19 protein-coding genes are annotated in these 18,744 nt (G+C 68.0%); 4 read left to right on the top strand and 15 right to left on the bottom strand.

Annotated features, from left to right (window positions below):
* Positions 1–184: 184 nt before the first annotated feature.
* Positions 185–706: a 30S ribosomal protein S9 gene (rpsI, locus tag DI272_RS27490; RefSeq protein WP_109497902.1), complete on the bottom strand. Its 522-nt coding sequence runs from the start codon at positions 704–706 to the stop codon at positions 185–187.
* 42 nt (positions 707–748) lie between these two features.
* Complete coding sequence (gene rplM, locus DI272_RS27485; RefSeq protein ID WP_109497901.1) at positions 749–1,192, bottom strand: 50S ribosomal protein L13; 444 nt, start codon at positions 1,190–1,192, stop codon at positions 749–751.
* A 263-nt stretch (positions 1,193–1,455) separates the two neighbouring features.
* Between rplM and DI272_RS27480 the strand changes: the two genes are divergently transcribed.
* Entirely contained in the window at positions 1,456–2,346 is an 891-nt protein-coding gene (locus DI272_RS27480) for a hypothetical protein (protein ID WP_109501062.1), read from the top strand.
* Between the two features lie 22 nt (positions 2,347–2,368).
* On the opposite strand, the gene DI272_RS27475 is transcribed toward DI272_RS27480, so the two are convergent.
* Positions 2,369–3,793: a cellulose binding domain-containing protein gene (locus tag DI272_RS27475; protein ID WP_109497900.1), complete on the bottom strand. Its 1,425-nt coding sequence runs from the start codon at positions 3,791–3,793 to the stop codon at positions 2,369–2,371.
* Between the two features lie 295 nt (positions 3,794–4,088).
* On the opposite strand from DI272_RS27475, the gene DI272_RS27470 reads away from it, so the two are divergent.
* Together DI272_RS27470 and DI272_RS27465 are read left to right on the top strand one after the other, a co-directional pair.
* Entirely contained in the window at positions 4,089–5,360 is a 1,272-nt protein-coding gene (locus tag DI272_RS27470) for a nucleotide sugar dehydrogenase (protein ID WP_109497899.1), read from the top strand.
* Positions 5,357–7,309: a glycosyltransferase gene (locus tag DI272_RS27465; RefSeq protein WP_109497898.1), complete on the top strand. Its 1,953-nt coding sequence runs from the start codon at positions 5,357–5,359 to the stop codon at positions 7,307–7,309. Before DI272_RS27470 ends, DI272_RS27465 begins: the two co-directional genes overlap by 4 nt.
* Positions 7,310–7,315: 6 nt before the next feature.
* On the opposite strand, the gene DI272_RS27460 is transcribed toward DI272_RS27465, so the two are convergent.
* Positions 7,316–8,740, bottom strand: coding sequence for a polysaccharide deacetylase family protein (locus DI272_RS27460; RefSeq protein WP_258314694.1), 1,425 nt, complete (start codon positions 8,738–8,740; stop codon positions 7,316–7,318).
* A gap of 201 nt (positions 8,741–8,941) precedes the next feature.
* Here DI272_RS27460 and DI272_RS44250 point away from each other — a divergent pair, with 201 nt between their 5' ends.
* Positions 8,942–10,738, top strand: coding sequence for a glycine-rich protein (locus DI272_RS44250; RefSeq protein ID WP_181387323.1), 1,797 nt, complete (start codon positions 8,942–8,944; stop codon positions 10,736–10,738).
* A 38-nt stretch (positions 10,739–10,776) separates the two neighbouring features.
* Here DI272_RS44250 and truA read toward each other — a convergent pair whose 3' ends face one another.
* The 11 genes from truA to rplO form a co-directional block, all read right to left on the bottom strand.
* Positions 10,777–11,622 carry a tRNA pseudouridine(38-40) synthase TruA gene (gene truA / locus DI272_RS27450; protein WP_109497896.1) on the bottom strand — a complete coding sequence of 282 codons (846 nt, stop codon included), beginning with the start codon at positions 11,620–11,622 and terminating at the stop codon, positions 10,777–10,779.
* A gap of 144 nt (positions 11,623–11,766) precedes the next feature.
* Positions 11,767–12,270 carry a 50S ribosomal protein L17 gene (rplQ, locus tag DI272_RS27445; RefSeq protein ID WP_109497895.1) on the bottom strand — a complete coding sequence of 168 codons (504 nt, stop codon included), beginning with the start codon at positions 12,268–12,270 and terminating at the stop codon, positions 11,767–11,769.
* Positions 12,271–12,377: 107 nt separating this feature from the next.
* A complete protein-coding gene (locus tag DI272_RS27440; protein ID WP_003966937.1) occupies positions 12,378–13,400 on the bottom strand; it encodes a DNA-directed RNA polymerase subunit alpha in 1,023 nt (340 codons plus the stop codon).
* Positions 13,401–13,519: 119 nt separating this feature from the next.
* Entirely contained in the window at positions 13,520–13,924 is a 405-nt protein-coding gene (gene rpsK / locus DI272_RS27435; protein ID WP_003956432.1) for a 30S ribosomal protein S11, read from the bottom strand.
* A gap of 70 nt (positions 13,925–13,994) precedes the next feature.
* A complete protein-coding gene (gene rpsM / locus DI272_RS27430) occupies positions 13,995–14,375 on the bottom strand; it encodes a 30S ribosomal protein S13 (RefSeq protein ID WP_030571236.1) in 381 nt (126 codons plus the stop codon).
* 193 nt (positions 14,376–14,568) lie between these two features.
* Positions 14,569–14,682, bottom strand: coding sequence for a 50S ribosomal protein L36 (rpmJ, locus tag DI272_RS27425; RefSeq protein ID WP_003998809.1), 114 nt, complete (start codon positions 14,680–14,682; stop codon positions 14,569–14,571).
* Between the two features lie 60 nt (positions 14,683–14,742).
* Entirely contained in the window at positions 14,743–14,964 is a 222-nt protein-coding gene (gene infA / locus DI272_RS27420) for a translation initiation factor IF-1 (protein ID WP_003948620.1), read from the bottom strand.
* A gap of 164 nt (positions 14,965–15,128) precedes the next feature.
* Positions 15,129–15,965 carry a type I methionyl aminopeptidase gene (gene map / locus DI272_RS27415; protein ID WP_109497894.1) on the bottom strand — a complete coding sequence of 279 codons (837 nt, stop codon included), beginning with the start codon at positions 15,963–15,965 and terminating at the stop codon, positions 15,129–15,131.
* A 100-nt stretch (positions 15,966–16,065) separates the two neighbouring features.
* Positions 16,066–16,728, bottom strand: a complete 663-nt coding sequence (locus tag DI272_RS27410; protein WP_109497893.1) for an adenylate kinase — start codon at positions 16,726–16,728, stop codon at positions 16,066–16,068.
* Positions 16,728–18,041 carry a preprotein translocase subunit SecY gene (gene secY / locus DI272_RS27405; protein ID WP_109497892.1) on the bottom strand — a complete coding sequence of 438 codons (1,314 nt, stop codon included), beginning with the start codon at positions 18,039–18,041 and terminating at the stop codon, positions 16,728–16,730. The genes DI272_RS27410 and secY overlap by 1 nt, the downstream gene beginning before the upstream one ends.
* A 247-nt stretch (positions 18,042–18,288) precedes the next feature.
* Positions 18,289–18,744, bottom strand: coding sequence for a 50S ribosomal protein L15 (rplO, locus tag DI272_RS27400; RefSeq protein ID WP_067018996.1), 456 nt, complete (start codon positions 18,742–18,744; stop codon positions 18,289–18,291).

Below are 18,744 nucleotides of genomic sequence, written 5' to 3'. Positions count from 1 at the left end.
TCGAGGTCACCTTCGGAGATCGCCCAGGATCACCCGATCACACAAGCCTTTGAGCGTCTTGTGCCGTTATACGCCCACGGCTGTGATAAACGAACGCCCCGACAGCACTGTGGCGTGCCGCCGGGGCGTTCGGACGTACTGCGTACTGCGAACGTATGCGAGTACGGGCTGCAGGCAGCGAAGCTTAACGCTTGCTGTACTGCGGAGCCTTGCGGGCCTTCTTCAGACCGGCCTTCTTGCGCTCGACCGCACGGTCGTCGCGGCGGAGGAAGCCGGCCTTCTTGAGCGGGCCGCGGTTGTTGTCGACGTCGGCCTCGTTCAGCGCACGGGCGACACCGAGACGGAGCGCACCGGCCTGACCGGAGACACCGCCACCCGCGATGCGGGCGATGACGTCGTAGCGGCCCTCGAGCTCGAGCACCTTGAAGGGCTCGTTGACTTCCTGCTGGTGCACCTTGTTCGGGAAGTAGTCCTCGAGGGTGCGACCGTTGATCTTCCACTTGCCGGTGCCCGGGACGATCCGGACGCGGGCGATGGCGTTCTTGCGACGGCCCAGGCCGGCGGCCGGCTGCGGGTCGCCGAAGCGGGACGCGAGCGACTCGGAGGTGTACTCGCCCTCGACGGGGACGTCCGACTCGGTGGTGTAGCTGTCGATGTCGACAAGCTCGGTCTCTTCGACCGGCTGCTCAACGGTGGTCTCGGCCACGATTCTCCTCAGATTCTGTTCAGTCTTAGGGGGTGGCCGGACTTACTGCGCGACCTGGGTGATCTCGAACGGCACCGGCTGCTGGGCAGCGTGCGGGTGCTGGTCGCCCGAGTAGACCTTCAGCTTCGAGAGCATCTGACGGCCCAGGGAGTTCTTGGGGATCATGCCCTTGATGGCCTTCTCGACGGCCTTCTCCGGGTTGTCGCGGAGCAGGTCGTCGTAGCGGACCGAACGCAGACCACCCGGGTAGCCGGAGTGGCGGTACGCCAGCTTCTGGGTCCGCTTGTTGCCGGACAGGTGCACCTTGTCGGCGTTGATGATGATGACGAAGTCGCCCATGTCCATGTGCGGGGCATAGGTCGGCTTGTGCTTGCCGCGGAGGAGGTTCGCGGCGGTGGTGGCGAGACGGCCCAGGACGACGTCCTGAGCGTCAATGACGTGCCACTGGCGAGTCACATCGCCGGGCTTAGGGCTGTACGTACGCACTTCTCAGCCTTCTTCTTCAGGGATGGGTGCTGACACAGGCATCCTTGAAGCGATCGTGCAGCTGGGGACGACAAATATGCCGGGAACGCTGCCCGTATGCCGCCCACTGGTAACTGCTCCAGGGAACCTACGTATGGGCTTCTGGCGTCAGAACGACCAAGCCAATACGCATAACAAACGGCAAGGGTACTAGCGGTGCCCCGGACGGGTCAAAACGAGCACACGCACCGGGCCCCACCCGCCCCACCTCTATGATGCGCCCCATGAGCTTTGGGCAGCAGGGGGGACCCCAGTCCCAGTGGGATCCCTGGAAACCGAATTCCCAGCAGCCGTGGAACGGCGGCAACGACGGCCAGACCCCGGACTGGGCGGCGCTCGCCGAGGCATCGGAGACCCGTAACAAGCGGCGCAAGCTGCTGTTCATCGTCGGCGGCGCCCTGGCCACCGCGGCGATAGGCACCGCCGTCGCCATGGCCGTGGTCTCCGCCAACGGCGGCGACGACGAGGCGTCCACCACGTCCTCGCTGCCCGCGACGGCGGACATCCCGAGCCAGTCCGCGACGGCGCCCTCCTTCGCGCCGACCAGCGCCCCGCCGCCGCTGGACCCGAAGGACTTCATCTCCAGCAGGACCAAGGACACCGCCCCGCTCAGCGCGGAGATCCTCTTCCCCGGCACACAGCTGACCATGGGCGAGACGGTCTACAAGAAGGGCGCCACGGCCGACACCAAGAAGTGCGCCTCGGCCGCCAACGCGGCCGGCACCCTCGGCAAGGTCCTCACCGCCAACGGCTGCACCAGCGTGATGCGGGTGTCCTACATGAAGGACGGCGTCGCGGTCACGGTCGGCGTGGCCGTCTTCGACACCGAGGCCGAGGCGAAGAAGGCCAAGGGCCAGGCCGACGACCGGAGCGTCATCGCCTCCCTGTCCGGCGACGGGATCAAGCCGTTCTGCAACTCCGCGGTGTGCCGTACGACGACCAATTCCTACGGCCGCTACGCCTACTTCACCACCGCCGGTTTCCTCGACGGCAAGGACGTCACCACCAAGAGCACCCAGGTCGAGAAGATCGGCAACGATCTGGCGGAGTTCGCCTTCCGCCAGATCCGCCGCCGCGGCGAGGCCCAGGCGTCGGCAGCGGCGGAGGCCGGCTGACCGACGCCCCCGGGGCGCCGGCTCAGGCGGCGGGCAGCGTGTCGAACCAGCTCAGACCGTTGTCCCGGAAGCCCTTGGCGGCCTTCTCCGCCTCCTTGGCCGTGAGCTTCTCGCCGGACTGGAAGTAGACCCAGTCGACCTTCATGTCCCAGGCGCGTTCACCGGTGAAGGGCAGATCGACGAACCAGGTGTTGAAGTTCATCGCCATGTCGGCCCGCGGGGCGTAGTCCGAGCCGCTGCGGTAGAGCTTCTCCCCGTCGATGCTGTACGTGACGGAGCTCTTCGTCACCGTGATCAGCACGGTGCGCCAGCCGGCCAGGCTCCTCAGGTGCTTGCGGGTCACGCGGTCGCCGTCCTCGGCATTGCGCCAGGACGTGGTGTCCAGCTTCGGCCCGAGCGCGCCCCAGCCGCCGTTCGGCATGTACTCGTTGTCGAGCTCGCTGTACTTGTCGCCCGAGCCGCCGATCGTGAAGAACGTCTGGTTGATGTGGTCGCCGTTCTCGCCGGTCGTCGGCTTGTCGGTGAAGTGGATCCGGGCCGCGTAGGTGCCGGTGCGGAACTCGGCCTTCTTCGAGCCGAGCGCGGCCTGCTCGGTACCGGCCTTCGTGCCGTCGGTGGCGGCGCGCAGGTTGAGGACCTGCCCGCCGAGCGCCTTCTCGTCGCCCGGGAAGGACACACCGTCGGCCGTCCAGGTGCCGTCGATGCCGGGGCCGCCCTCACTGGTGCGCACCAGCCAGCCGTGCTTGAACAGGGCGGTGTCCTTGGGACCCCGGTAGTTGAAGTCGTCGAAGAAGCCGCCCTCGGGGGCTTCGACCACCGGCTCGGCGGCGGGTGTGGCCGCCGCCTCGGCGGCCTCCCCGCCGGGCTCCTCGCCCCACACCAGCGCACCGCGCTTGTAGGCGGGTATGCGGTCGGAGTCCTGGTAGGCCCGCTTGGAGTCGTCGAAGGACCAGTCGCCGGTCTGCTGCACCGGCTTGTGGTCGGTCCGGTAGAGCTGGATCTCCAGCCCCTCGCTGTTCGCGCCGGGCTTCAGTGAGCCCGCCTTCCCGGTGAACCCGAGCTGAAGGTAGTGATCGGCACCGTCGTGGGGCGTGTCCATGGCGACCACGGCCCCGGTCAGGTTCGAGCACCCCATGGCGGCCTCCACACAGTTGAAGGCGTACGACGCGCCCTCGTCGGCCGTGAAGTAGTACCGCAGCGAGACATCGCTCAGCGGCACGGTCTTCTCGGACGTGTTGAACACCTCCAGCCACGGCCGTACGGCATCGGCCTTCGCCTCCGTCGCCGTCCGGTAGCGGACGGTGAGCTCGGCGGGCTCCGGATGGAAGTGGTCCCAGACCGGTCTCGCGGCCAGGACACCGCCGGCGAGGACGGCCACCACCAGCAGGGTCTTGAACACACGGCCGGCCCGGCTGGGGCGGCGGGGTTGACGGCGGGACGACGCCACGGCAGGTCTCCTTCAGGGCGCGGGGCGTGCGCCCGGCGGATGGATCGGCAGTGAGAGTAGGTCGGAACCGCTTTCCGCGCCACGGGCGCGTACCGAGCCGGCCGACCTCGGTCGAGCCGACTCACAGGCAATGGCAAGGGTTGTACGAAGTTGAACGTGAGAATCACGACTATGTACGAATCGTGTGCGACTCGTGGGCACACTGTTACGATTCCGGCTCCTTTATTCGAATGATGACTGTGCGCCTTGCCATCAGGGCTCGTGGGGGGCTTGGGCGCGGGGTGGGAAGCTTGTTGTGAACCGAAAAACCTCTGTCGATCTCGTGATCATCGGGCTCGGCTACGTAGGGCTGCCGCTTGCCCGTGCGGCAAGCGCTTCCGGTCTCAAGGTGGTCGGCCTCGACCGCAGCGCACCGGTGGTCCAGGGGCTGAACTCGGGGTCCTCACACGTCGACGACATCAGCGACGCCGATGTCCGCGCCATGCTCGACCAGGGCTTCCGGGCGGTCGACTCGCCCGAGGTCATCGCGGAGTCGGCAGCCGTCGTGATCTGTGTGCCGACCCCGCTGACCGAGCACGGCGCGCCCAACCTCGCGGCGGTGGACTCCGCCGTGGCGGACATCGCGGCCCACCTCAGGCCGGGCACCCTGGTCGTCCTCGAGTCGACGACCTACCCCGGCACCACCGAGGAGGTCGTCCGTCCACGGCTGGAGGCCGGCGGTCTGAAGGCGGGGATCGACTTCCACCTCGCCTTCTCCCCCGAGCGCATCGACCCGGGCAACCCGACCTACGGCCTGGAGAACACGCCGAAGGTGGTCGGGGGCACCACCCCGGACTGCACCAAGGCGGCCCGCGCGCTGTACGAGCGCTTCGTGGGCAGCGTGGTGGAGGCCAGGGGCACCCGCGAGGCCGAGATGGCCAAGCTGCTGGAGAACACCTACCGGCACGTGAACATCGCGCTCGTCAACGAGATGGCGATGTTCTGCCGCGAGATCGGCGTCGACCTGTGGGACGCCATCCGCTGCGCCTCCAGCAAGCCGTTCGGCTTCGCGCCCTTCTACCCCGGCCCGGGTGTCGGCGGCCACTGCATCCCGATCGACCCCAACTACCTGTCGTACAAGGTGCGTTCCCTCGGCATCCCGTTCCGCTTCGTGGAGCTGGCCCAGGAGATCAACCAGCGGATGCCCGCCCATGTCGTCTCGCGCGCCTCCGACCTGCTCAACCAGCACGGCAAGCCGATCCGCGGCTCGCGGGTCCTGCTGCTCGGCGTGACCTACAAGCCGGACATCTCCGACCAGCGGGAGAGCCCGGCCGTGGACGTGGCCGAGCTGCTGCTCGAACGCGGTGCCGAGCTCTCCTACTACGACCCCCGGGTCGCCGACTGGACCGTCGAGGGCACCGCGGTGCCCCGCGTCGGGGACTACCTCGAAGGCGCGGCCCAGGCCGACCTGACCATCCTGCTCCAGCAGCACAGCGAGCTCGACCTCGACCGCCTGGCCGACCACGCCCGCCTGCTCTTCGACACGCGCGGCAAGTCGGCCGACCACCCGCAGGTGGTCAAGCTGTGAGTGACGGTTACGTACCCGGGGCCGTCGACTCCGACGGCCGTCGCCGGCACAAACGCCGACGACATCTGAGGATCTCGTACTTCGTCTTCCTCGCCATCGCCGCCGTGATCGTGACCAAGCTGGACCCGAGCTCGCTGCACCTGTACTCGTTCGGTGCGCTGGGGCTGCTCGCCCTGAAGATGTTCGGCGCGCTCTTCTACCGGCCCGCCAAGGCGGACCGCGAGGAGCTGCTGCTCCTCGACAACTCCTGGGTCACCGCGGTCATCCCGATCTACAACGAGGACCCGGTGATGTTCGAGCAGGGCATGCGCAGCCTGCTCGCGCAGAGCCGGCTGCCCAACGAGATCCACATCATCGACGACTGCAGCGCCGACCAGGCCGGCATCAAGGCCGCCAAGAAACTCCGCAAGGAGTTCGAGGCGCGGGGCGTGAAGTACACGGTCAGCATCCAGCCCGAGAACAAGGGCAAGCGCGAGGCCCTCGCCCTCGGCTTCGAGGCGGCTCCCTACTCCGACCTGTTCCTGTGTGTCGACTCCGACACCATTCTGTCCAGGGACACGGTCCGCGAGCTGCTGCTGCCCATGGCCAACCCGAAGATCATGGCCTCCACGGGCATGGTGCTCGCGCTCAACCACGACAGCAACATCTTCACACGCCTTCAGGACCTGCGGTACGGCAACTCGTTCCTCTTCGAGCGGGCCGCGTACTCCCGGCTGAAGTCGGTCCTGTGCTGCTGCGGTGCCCTGTCGGTGTACCGCGGCACGCTGGTGCGCAAGTACCTGCCGGACTTCCTCAACCAGCAGTTCCTCGGCAAGCCCGCCGTCTTCGGCGACGACCGCCGGATGACCAACTACTGCCTCATGGAAGGCCAGGTCGTCTTCCAGGAGACGGCCGTCGGCTACACCGCCGTACCCGAGAAGCTGCCGCACTTCCTGCGCCAGCAGGTGCGCTGGAACAAGTCCTTCTTCCGTGAGTCCCTGTGGGCGTTCACGCACCAGAAGAAGTACCGGCCCGCCTTCTGGCTGACCTGCATGGAACTCGCGCTGTGGCTGATCTTCGGCTCGGCGATGTTCTACTCGATGGTCATCCTCCCGGCCATGCACCCGGAACGGTTCGTCAACCACATCGGTGACTACCTGGTCTTCATGGTCCTCATGGGGTACCTGCGCAACGTCCGCTACCTCGACTTCCCGCGCCGCGGCATGGGCCTGATCAAGCGGTTCGGCATGTTCCTGCTGGCTCCGCTGTACGGCGTCATCCAGCTGGTGCTGCTGACGCCGCTGCGGTTCTACGCCCTGCTCACCCTGCACAAGGGCAGCTGGGGCACCCGCCAGGGCGGCGTCGAGGTGTCGGTCGCCGGTGACCACGAGCAGGATGTCTCGGCGGTCTGGGAGGAGGAGGACGAGTACTCGTCCCCGCAGGTCTCCTCGACGATCGAGATGATGCGGCTGGAAGGCATCGCCCTGGCCCGCACGGCACCGCACGCCTCCCCGCACAACGCCCACGCCATGACCCAGGCCTACACCGGCCACACCCAGGGCGATCTGCGGACCATGGGCCGTTCCGTGCCCCAGCAGGCGGTGGCGTGGAACGGGGTGACACAGACGGCACAGCAGCACCCCCAGCAGCAGCATCCTCAGCACTACCCGCAGCAGCACCAGATGCAGCCCGTCCCACCCCACGGCGCCGGCGCGTACACCGTCCAGGGCCACGGCCAGGCTCCGTACCAGCAGCAGCCCGCGCAGCCGTACGACCAGTGGCAGGGCCACGCCGCCCAGCCCCAGGGAGCCCAGCCCCAGGGATACGGGCAGCAGCCGTACATACCGCACATCCCGCAGCAGCCCCAGGCACCCCACCACCACCAACAGCAGCAGCAGTGGGTGCCGGAGAACGAGACGTATCCGGCCGGACAGCAGCAGGACGACGGCTGGTTCGGAGAGGGCCGCTAGGGGCGGTCAGGTGTAGTACTCCATCGCCTCCTGGACGGTGAGCACCGCGATGCCGCGCTTCTGGATCTCCTCCATCAGCCGGCCCAGACCCGCCTGGCTGATCTCGGTGCTCGCCGTCGGCGTCCCCGCGACGATCCTGTGCAGACAGAGGATGAGCCACCCGCCGCCCCCCGCACACCGGTCGAGCGGACCACCCGCGCCGATCACCTTGGACAGCGTGGTGCCGCCGATACCCGATCCGTCGTTGATGCCGGTCAGCGCCTTCAGCCGGAACGGCATGGCCGGCGCCGAACTCTCGGACGTCTCGGAAATGATGGAACGGGCCGTGGTGAAATGCCGGGCGGCGAGCAGATCGACCGGCACACCGTCCGTCGTCTTCTGAAAAGCGCCGTGCGGATAGGCGAAGTGCTCACTGGTGAAGCCCTTTCCCACCAGCCACTCACGCAGCATCCGGAAATCGTCGTCGACCTGCTGCGCGGTGAGCTTGGAATAACTCGCCGTGTGCGCCGAGGTGGCGTACGAGTGCCCGGCCATCTCCCAGCCGGAGAAGTCCTGGAGCGAGCGCATCTGCTCAATTGTCAGGAAGGAACCGGTGCCTATCGCATCGGCGATGTTGTAAACGGTGCCGGGCATTCCGTACGGGTCCATGACCGGCCGGGCGAGATCGTGGATGGAGACGTGCGAGTCGTCGAAGGTGAGGGAGACCGCACCCTTCGGGAAGACGGACGTGGTGTCGGGCACCAGCTCGACCGCCTGGAGGTGGTACGTCACCGGACCGGCGGCGTCGTCGTACACCGCGAACGAGAAGTCGGTGAACCCCGACCGCACCGACGGCAGCCCCTGCGCGGAGAGCGTGAACGTCCCGGCCGCGGTCGTCACGTCGGACCACTGGAGGTGGACCGTCACCCACTCCCCGGACTGGACGTAGTTGGCGCCGGTCGCCGCGTGCGTGTGCAGGCGCCAACAGAAGTTGTTCGCCAGGCTGTTGGTGCCCGCGTAGAACACGATCCGGCTGAGGTGGGTGACGTCCTCGACCCGGAAGACCAGCCGGATCATCTTGCCGGTGAGGTCCAGAGCGCCCATGCCCGTCCGGCGCACGTACGACTGCACGCCGCTGCCGGCGGTGGTCACCCGTACCGACTGGGTGCCCCGGGCGAAGACCTCGGTGTCGTTCGGGTTCGACGAGGCGGTGCCCGCCCCGGCGGCCGTCCAGCCGTGCCCCGACTGGAACTGCTGGCTCCAGGTGGCCCGGCGGAAGCGCGGCCGACGCCCGCTCGGGGCGTACGGCGGCGCCCCGAGACCGTCCACAGCCGCGGCGCGCGCGGTGTTCGGCAGGCCCAGCGCACCGGCCGTGGCCAGACCGCCGAGCCCTGCCAGACGCAGCGCGGAGCGCCGGCCCAGAGATGCGGAATCCCCGGTGTTTCTCTTCAAAGTGGCCTCCAGCCGAAAGCAGGCGCCGCCTATCGCGCCATTGATCTCACTGACACCTGGGGCGGAATCCGAGATTCTCCGGATTGCAACCCCTGTGCTGCACAACTGTCTTCGGATTCTATGTGTCCAATGTGACGGCTGGAACAGTAAATTGCAGAGTGACAGCTGAGCATGCTGCTCACTGTCCATTTGGAGGGGGTTATGAACAGAGGTTCATCGGGGCTGCGCCGGAGCAGCAGAGCCGTCGGCGCTGCCGCACTTCTCGTGGCGAGCCTGGGCCTGGGGGGAGCCTGGCCGGCCGCCGCGATCGAGACGGAGAACTGCACGCCGCAGGAGGGCTTCACCGACTGCCGCATCTTCGATCACAGCGGCGCCGCCGTGGATTTCCAAGTACCCGTCGGAGTGGACGAGTTGGACGTCCGGGCCTGGGGCATGGGCGGTGACGGCAACCCCTTCGCCAACGGCGGTGCGGGCGCCTACGTCGCAGGCGAGCTGAAGGTCACCCCGGGCGAGCACCTGACCGTGAACGTCGGCGGCTGGTACCAGGGCCGGAAGTTCTTCGGCGACGCGCTCGGCGGTGAGGCCAACGGCAGCTGGGGCGAGCGCGGCGGCGCCAGTTCCGGGGTCCGGGCCTCCGACGGCTCGCCGCTGCTCATCGCGGCCGGCGGTGGCGGCGGCGGCCTCGGCGTCAGAGGGGCCGGCAGGGGCGGCAGCGGCGGCGCACCGGACGGCCTGGACGCCGGGGAGACCGACCTCGGCGGCAAAGGCGCGAAGGGTGCCCAGGGCGGCGCGGCCGGCGGCGAGGGCGCCTCGGCGGGCGCGGATGCCGCACAGGGCGGCGCCGGCGGCGCGGGCGGGACGGAGGCCGGCGGCGGTGGCGGGGGCTACGCGGGCGGTGGCGGCGGCGCCGCCAAGACCGCGTCGGGCGACAGCGGCAGCGGCGCGGGCGGCTCCAGCTACGCCGACGCCGAGCGGATGTCCGACGTGCGCATGCTGACCAGCCCCACCTCCACCCCGGCGGCGCGGAACGACCCGTTCTGGACCGCCGACCCCTACGGGGAGCTGTCCCCGGTCCTCTCCGGTGTCGGCGAGGGCGGCCCCAACCAGCGCGGCGGCGACGGCCGCGTGGTCTTCCAGTGGAACGCTCCCGAAGGCTCCACCCCCGAGGTGGCCGAGCTGACCCGGGAGTCCGGCGACAACCAGAACGTCCTGCCGTCCTCGCTCACCGACCCGCTGGTGGTCGTGACCCGCGACAAGGACGGCAAGCCGCTCGCCGGCCGCAAGGTCACCTTCACCCTGGAGGACCCCGACCAGCTCGGGCTGCGGTGGGACGAGGAACCGACCGAGGTGTGGACGGACGACCAGGGCCGCGCGCAGTCCCCGGCCGTCATCACCGGCAAGGCCGAGGGCGACTTCACGGTACGGGCCGCCTCCGGTGACGCCTCCACGACGTTCACCGCCCACGTCAGGGAGGGCATCTACGCCATCGAGATCACCGGCGGCGACGAGCAGCAGGCCAAGCCCGGCGAGGCCTTCGCCGATCCGCTGAGCGTCAAGATCGCCAAGCCGGGTGTCCCGGTGGCGGACATCCCGGTGAAGTTCAGCGTGGAGGGCGACGCCGAGGGCGCCCCGACGTTCGAGGGCGGCGAGCCCACGGCGACCGTCTCCACGAACGGCCGCGGCGAGGTCTCGGCCCCCGAGCTGACCGCCGGTGACGCGGCGGGCACCTACACCGTCGTGGCGACGGTCGACGATGCCACCGCCCGCTTCACCCTGAAGGTCGTCGCGGCCGAGGAGGGCGGGGCCTCCCCGTCCCCGAGCCCCTCGGAGTCGTCCGACACCACCGCGAGCGCCTCGGACGACAGCGGTGACGACTCGGGCAGCCTGGCCCTGACCGGCGCCGCCGGCATCGGCACGCTCGCCGGGGCCGCCGCGGCGCTCACCGCGCTCGGCTGGGCGGCCCTGCGCCTGCGGACCCGCTTCCGCGCGCAGGACTGACGCCCGCTGAAGGGGGTCCCGCGTCCGCGGGGCCCCCTTCAGTGCACCTGCCCCCGCACCCGCCGCGCCTGCCGCTGCCGCTCCGCCAGCAACTCGGCGGCCGGGTAGGCGACTTCCTCCAACGTCAGGCCGTGCGGCCGTACGACATGCACGGCACTGTCCCGGACCCGCGCGTCCAGCACCTTCCGCGGCCACTCCACGCCCCGGTGCCCGTCCCCCACGAACAGCAGCGCGCCCACCATGGACCGCACCTGGTTGTGGCAGAAGGCATCGGCGCGCACCTCGATCTCCACGACCCCGTCGGCGGTCCGCCGCACACCGAAGTCGAAGATCTCCCGCACGGTCGAGGCCCCCTCGCGCTTCTTCGCGTAGGCGGCGAAGTCATGCTCCCCGACCAGGGACTTGGCGGCGGCGTCCATCACCGCCACGTCCAACTCCCAGTCGTGCCACAGCACATGGCTGCGCAGCAGCGGATCGACGCCCCCGGGCCGGTCCCCCACCCGGTAGACGTACCGCCGCCACAACGCCGCGAACCGCGCGTTGAACCCCTCGGCCGCCTCGGTCAGCGCCCACACCCGCACGTCCTTGGGCAACCGCCCGGCCAGCCGCTTGAGCAGCTTCTCCCGGTGCTCACCCCACACCGCCTCGGGCAGATCCACATGCGCCACCTGCCCCCGCGCATGCACCCCGGCATCGGTCCGCCCGGCCACGGTCAGCTCGTAGGTGGTGTCCCCGGACCGCGTCACGGTCCGCAGCGCGTCCTCGATCTCCCCCTGGACGGTCCGCCGCCCCCCGGCCTGCTTGGCCCAGCCGGAGAACTGGGTCCCGTCGTAGGACAGGTCGAGGCGCACACGAACATGGCCGGGCTCTACTTCGTCACTCACTCGGAGATCCTCTCAGGTACACAAAAGCGGGCCCGCTCCTGGAAAGGAACGGACCCGCCAACGCGCCCCTTCAGGGGCGCGGGGAACTGCGCGATCAGCCACGACGAACCCGCAGCGGCCAACCGAACAGCTCCCCGCAGACGCTTACGCGTCCTTCGACTCCTCGGCAGCTTCCTCGGCCGGAGCCTCGTCAGCCTTGGTGGTGTCGACCTTGGGCTCGGCGGCCTCGGCGTCCTTCGCGGCACGCTTGGTGGCGGCCTCGGCCTCACCCGTCGCCTGCTGCGCGACCGTCAGCGCCTCGACCAGCTCGATGACAGCCATGGGCGCGTTGTCGCCACGGCGGTTACCGATCTTGGTGATACGGGTGTAGCCACCCGGACGGTTCTCGTACCGCGGGCCGATCTCGGTGAAGAGCGTGTGCACGACGCTCTTGTCCGTGATGACCTGGAGCACCTGGCGGCGGTTGTGAAGGTCGCCCTTCTTCGCCTTGGTGACCAGACGCTCGGCGTACGGCCGCAGACGGCGGGCCTTCGCCTCGGTGGTGGTGATGCGGCCGTGCTCGAAGAGCGCCTTCGCGAGGTTCGCGAGGAGCAGCTTCTCGTGCGCGGCGCTGCCGCCCAGACGGGCACCCTTGGTGGGCTTCGGCATGTTCTTTCTCCTGTGTGTCTGCCCCGGCCGTATCAGGTACCGGGGTCAGGAACCCGGTGAGCGGATGCCCACCGGCAACGACCGATCAAGCGATGATCAGGAACTGATCAGTACTGCTCGGTCTCCACGAAACCCGCGTCCGCGTCGTCGTCGGCACCGAAGGCGTCGGCGGCGGCGGTCGGGTCGAATCCGGGCGGGCTGTCCTTCAGGGCCAGGCCCATGCCGGCCAGCTTCGCCTTGACCTCGTCGATCGACTTCGCACCGAAGTTGCGGATGTCGAGGAGGTCGGCCTCGGAGCGGGCGACGAGCTCACCCACGGAGTGGATGCCCTCACGCTTGAGGCAGTTGTAGGAGCGGACCGTGAGCTCCAGCTCCTCGATCGGCAGCGCGAGGTCGGCGGCCAGGGCGGCGTCCGTGGGGGACGGGCCCATGTCGATGCCCTCGGCGTCGATGTTCAGCTCGCGGGCGAGACCGAACAGCTCGACCAGCGTCTTACCGGCGGACGCCATGGCGTCGCGGGGGCGCATGGCCTGCTTGGTCTCGACGTCGACGATCAGCTTGTCGAAGTCGGTGCGCTGCTCGACACGCGTGGCCTCGACCTTGTACGTGACCTTCAGCACCGGCGAGTAGATGGAGTCGACCGGGATACGGCCGATCTCCTGGCCCACCTGCTTGTTCTGCACGGCGGAGACGTAGCCGCGACCGCGTTCGACGGTCAGCTCCATCTCCAGCTTGCCCTTGCCGTTGAGCGTGGCGAGGACCAGGTCGGGGTTGTGCACCTCGACGCCGGCCGGGGGCGCGATGTCGGCGGCGGTGACCAGACCCGGGCCCTGCTTGCGCAGGTACATCACGACCGGCTCGTCGTGCTCCGAGGAGACGACCAGCTGCTTGATGTTGAGGATCAGGTCGGTGACGTCCTCCTTGACGCCCGGCACGGTGGTGAACTCGTGCAGGACGCCGTCGATGCGGATGCTGGTGACAGCAGCGCCGGGGATCGACGACAGGAGGGTGCGGCGGAGGGAGTTGCCGAGGGTGTAGCCGAAGCCCGGCTCCAGCGGCTCGATCACGAACCGGGAGCGGAACTCGTCGACGACCTCTTCGGTCAACGAGGGACGCTGAGCGATCAGCATGTTGCGTTCCTTCTGTCAGGGGCGCCCGCTATTTGACGCCCTGATATGTGACAAGGGTACGGGCGATACGGCCCCGAAGAGCCGTACCGCCCGAAAACCTCAGACCAAGCAGCCGTGCGTCAGACGCGGCGACGCTTGGGCGGACGGCAGCCGTTGTGCGGGGTGGGCGTGACGTCCTGGATGGAGCCGACCTCGAGACCGGTCGCCTGGAGCGAACGGATGGCCGTCTCGCGACCCGAACCCGGGCCCTTGACGAACACGTCGACCTTGCGCATGCCGTGCTCCTGGGCGCGGCGGGCAGCCGACTCGGCGGCCATCTGCGCGGCGAACGGCGTGGACTTCCGGGAGCCCTTGAAGCCGACGTGGCCGGCGGAGGCCCAGGAGATCACGTTGCCGGACGGGTCCGTGATGGAGACGATCGTGTTGTTGAACGTGCTCTTGATGTGCGCGTGGCCGTGAGCGACGTTCTTCTTTTCCTTGCGGCGCACCTTCTTGGCAGCGCCCTGACGACCCTTGGGGGGCATCTACAAACTCCTACGGGGAGGTGGTCGGTCCTACAGCGAAGACCGCTGATGAAGCGTTGTCCGCTGAGGACTACTTCTTGCCCGGCTTCTTCTTGCCGGCGATGGCGCGACGCGGGCCCTTGCGGGTGCGGGCGTTCGTGCTCGTACGCTGACCGCGGACGGGCAGACCACGACGGTGACGGAGACCCTGGTAGCAGCCGATCTCGACCTTGCGGCGGATGTCGGCCTGGATCTCGCGACGGAGGTCACCCTCGGTCTTGATGTTGTTGTCGACGTACTCACGAATCGCGACGAGCTGCTCCTCGGAGAGGTCGCGAACGCGGGTGTTCGGGTCGATGCCGGTCTCGGCCAGCGTCTGCTGGGAGAGGGTCCGGCCGATGCCGAACACGTAGGTGAGGGCGACCTCCACGCGCTTGTCGCGCGGGATGTCAACACCGGAAACGCGTGCCATTCAATGGCTCCTGGTGATCTTCGGAGGTCTTCCGCAGAACCGGCTCCCAGCCGCCGTACCAGGTACGAACTGGGTCCCCGGCCTCCGAACCGGGGGTGTCAGACGGCGCACGCCGCCTGGGCCCTGCGTATGAACAATTCAGCTCGCGTCGCGCGAATCTCTGCGATGTCGATGCAGAGGGATTGGTCGTGCGTCAGCCCTGGCGCTGCTTGTGGCGCGGGTTCTCGCAGATGACCATGACCCGACCGTGACGGCGGATCACCCTGCACTTGTCGCAGATCTTCTTGACGCTCGGCTTGACCTTCATTGGGTGAGGTTCTCCGGGTCAGTGCCACCACCCCGTCCGAGGACGGAGTGCGGGCAAGATCTACTTGTAGCGGTAGACGATCCGGCCACGCGTCAGGTCGTACGGAGACAGCTCCACCACGACCCGGTCGTCAGGGAGGATGCGGATGTAGTGCATACGCATCTTGCCGCTGATGTGTGCCAGGACCTGGTGGCCGTTCTGGAGCTCGACCTTGAACATGGCGTTCGGAAGAGACTCGACGACAGTGCCCTCGATCTCGATGGCACCTTGCTTCTTGGCCACGCTTCGCCCTTCGAATCGACTACCTTGATCGACTCCCGCACTTTCCCTTGCGGGCGCATGCGGACATGCGGGTGCACGAGAGCCGACGAGTCAGTCTACGTCAGCGCACCCGGAAAGACGAATCGAGGAAGGATGCCCGGCAGCGGAGATCATTAAGCGCGGACCTAGGCCAGCGGGTCCGGCGCGGCGACCACGCCGTACTCGGCCAGCTTCGCCTTGCCCCCGTCGGGAGCCGTCAGCACCAGCGGGCCGTCGGCCGTGAGGGCCACCGAGTGCTCCCAGTGCGAGGACCAGGTGCCGTCGGTCGTGATGACCGTCCAGTCGTCCGACAGGACCTCGGTCCGCGGGGTGCCCAGCGACACCATGGGCTCGATGGCGAGGCAGAGACCCGGGACCAGCTTCGGCCCCTTGCCCCGGCGCCGGTCGACGTAGTTCAGCAGGTGCGGGTCCATGTGCATCTCGGTGCCGATGCCGTGGCCGCCGTAGTCCTCGACGATCCCGTACTTGCCGCCGCCCGGCTTCGGCTGCCGGCGGATGTACGTCTCGATGGCCCGGGAGACGTCCACGAGCCGGTTGCCCTGCTTCATGGCCGCGATACCGGCCCACATCGACTCCTCCGTCACCCGGGAGAGCTCGATCAGCTCCGGGGCGTGACCAGAGCCCACGAAGGCGGTGTAGGCCGCGTCGCCGTGCCAGCCGTCGACGATCGCGCCGGCGTCGATGGAGATGATGTCGCCGTCCTTGAGGACGACCTCGTCGGAGGGGATGCCGTGGACGACGACCTCGTTGACCGAGGTGCAGATCGTCGCGGGGAAGCCGCCGTACCCGAGGAAGTTGGACCTCGCGCCGTGCTCGGCGATGACCTTGCGCGCGACCTCGTCCAGGTCCTTCGTGGACGCCCCCGGCACCGCGGCCTCACGGGTGGCCGCGTGGATGGCGGCGACGACAAGGCCCGCCTCACGCATCTTGGCGATCTGCTCGGGGGTCTTGATCTGCACCATGGGGGTCCTGCGCTCTCCGTCAGTCGACCGGTTCGGGTTACCTACACAACAGTACGGCCGTGCAGTCCCTCAGGACTCCACGGCCGTACCAGGACGACGACTACTGGTCGTCGCCCTCACGCTTCAGCGCGGCCAGCGCACGAGTGGTGACCTCGTCCACCGGACCCATGGCCTCGATCGTCACCACCAGGCCCTGGGCCTTGTAGTAGTCGATGATCGGCTCGGTCTGCGTGTGGTAGACCTCCAGCCGCGTCCGGACGGTGGCCTCGGAGTCGTCGTCACGCTGGTACAGCTCGCCGCCGCAGACGTCGCAGACGCCTTCCTTGGCGGGCTTCTTGTACGAGACGTGGAAGACGTGCGCGGAGTCGTTGCGGCAGATGCGCCGGCCGGCGATCCGCTTGACGACCTCCTCCTCCGGGGCCTCCAGGTCCAGTACGGCGTCCAGCTTGATGCCCTCGGTGCTCAGCAGCTCGTCCAGCGCCTCGGCCTGCGAGACGTTCCGCGGGAAGCCGTCCAGGAGGAAGCCGTTCACGGCGTCCGCCTGCTCCATACGGTCCTTGGCCATCGCGATGGTGACCTCGTCGGGGACGAGGTTTCCGGCGTCCATGTAGGACTTCGCGAGTTTGCCGAGCTCCGTCTGCTTGCTGATGTTGGCGCGGAACAGGTCGCCCGTGGAGATGTGCGGGACACGCAGCTTCTCGGCGAGGCGCGTGGCCTGCGTTCCCTTTCCGGCGCCAGGCGGCCCGACGAGGACGATTCGCATCAGCGGAGGAACCCTTCGTAATTGCGCTGCTGAAGCTGGCTCTCGATCTGCTTCACCGTCTCAAGACCCACACCCACGATGATCAGGATGCTGGTCCCGCCGAACGGGAAGTTTTGGTTTGCCCCGAAACCAACCAACGCCATCGTCGGCACGAGAGCGATCAGCCCCAAGTACAGCGAACCCGGCCAGGTGATCCGGTTGAGCACGTACGACAGGTACTCAGCGGTCGGTCGGCCAGCCCGGATGCCCGGGATGAAGCCACCATACTTCTTCATGTTGTCCGCGACTTCCTCGGGGTTGAACGAGATAGCCACGTAGAAGAAGGCGAAGAACACGATGAGCAAGAAGTACATCGTGATGTAGATCGGGTGGTCGCCCTTGGTGAGGTTGGTCTCGATCCAGGTCTTCCAGCTGGAGTTGCTGTTCGAGAACTGGGCGATGAGAGCCGGGATGTAGAGCAGCGACGACGCGAAGATGACGGGAATCACACCCGCCTGGTTCACCTTCAGCGGGATGTAGGTGGACGTACCGCCGTAGGCGCGGCGGCCGATCATGCGCTTCGCGTACTGCACGGGGATGCGGCGCTGGGCCTGCTCGACGAAGACCACCAGGCCGACCATGACCAGGCCGACGAGGATGACGGTGCCGAACTCGATCCAGCCGTCGGCCAGGGTGCCGGACTTCTTGATGGCCCACAGCGCGGACGGGAAGGTCGCGGCGATCGAGATGAACATCAGGATCGACATGCCGTTGCCGATACCGCGGTCGGTGATGAGCTCACCGAGCCACATCACGACGGCGGTGCCCGCGGTCATGGTGATGACCATGACGATCGTGGTGAAGATCGAGCGGTCCGGGACGATGGTCGACGCGGCCGTGCAGCCGGAGAAGAGGGCGCCGCTGCGGGCGGTGGCGACGAGGCCGGTGCCCTGGAGGATGGCGAGGGCCACGGTCAGGTAGCGGGTGTACTGCGTGATCTTCGCCGTACCGGCCTGGCCCTCCTTCTTGAGGGCTTCCAGGCGCGGGATCACGACGGTCAGCAGCTGAAGGATGATGCTCGCCGTGATGTACGGCATGATCCCCAGCGCGAAGATCGTGATCTGGAGCAGCGCGCCACCGCTGAACATGTTGACCAGACCGAAGAGGCCCTGGTTCGCGGACGCCTCGTCGACGCACTGCTGGACGGACTTGTAGTCGACGCCCGGGATGGGGATGTGGGTACCGACCCGGTACACCACGATGATGCCCAGCGTGAAGAGCAGCTTCTTGCGCAGGTCGGGCGTCTTGAACGCCCGGGCGAACGCGGTGAGCACGGTGCCTCCTGCGACCCCCGCGCTACTGCGTCAAGGGTGACGGTCTTGAGGTTCGACGGATACAGACGAATACGTAACGGCCAACTGCCGCTCAAGGTGCCTCGGGTGAAGCACCCCGTGAAAGTTGGCAGTGCAGGCCACCTTACCGGCGAGACTGCCACCCTAGGAACGACCAACCGGGGATACCCCTTTTGTGGGGTATCCCCGGTCGGGATCGTTCAAGTCATCGAGCGATCGCCTGTGGTGTTCAGACGAGCTCGGTGACGGTGCCGCCGGCGGCGGTGATCTTCTCCTTGGCGGAGCCGGAGACGGCGTCGACCGTCACCTGCAGCGCCACGGAGATCTCGCCCTGGCCGAGGACCTTGACGAGGCTGTTCTTGCGAACGGCACCCTTGGCCACCAGACCCTCGACCGTGACCTCGCCACCCTCGGGGTAGAGCGCGGCCAGCTTGTCGAGGTTCACGACCTGGTACTCGGTCTTGAACGGGTTCTTGAAGCCCTTCAGCTTCGGAAGGCGCATGTGGAGCGGCATCTGGCCACCCTCGAAGCGCTCCGGAACCTGGTAACGGGCCTTCGTACCCTTGGTACCACGACCGGCCGTCTTACCCTTCGACGCCTCACCACGACCCACACGGGTCTTGGCGGTCTTGGCGCCCGGGGCGGGACGGAGGTTGTGGATCTTGAGCGGGTTGTTCTCCGCCAT

The sequence above is a fragment of the Streptomyces sp. Act143 genome (assembly GCF_003143935.1).
GTDB lineage: Bacteria > Actinomycetota > Actinomycetes > Streptomycetales > Streptomycetaceae > Streptomyces.
Note: the sequence above shows the minus strand (reverse complement) of the source record. Positions and strands in the feature narration are given on the sequence as shown.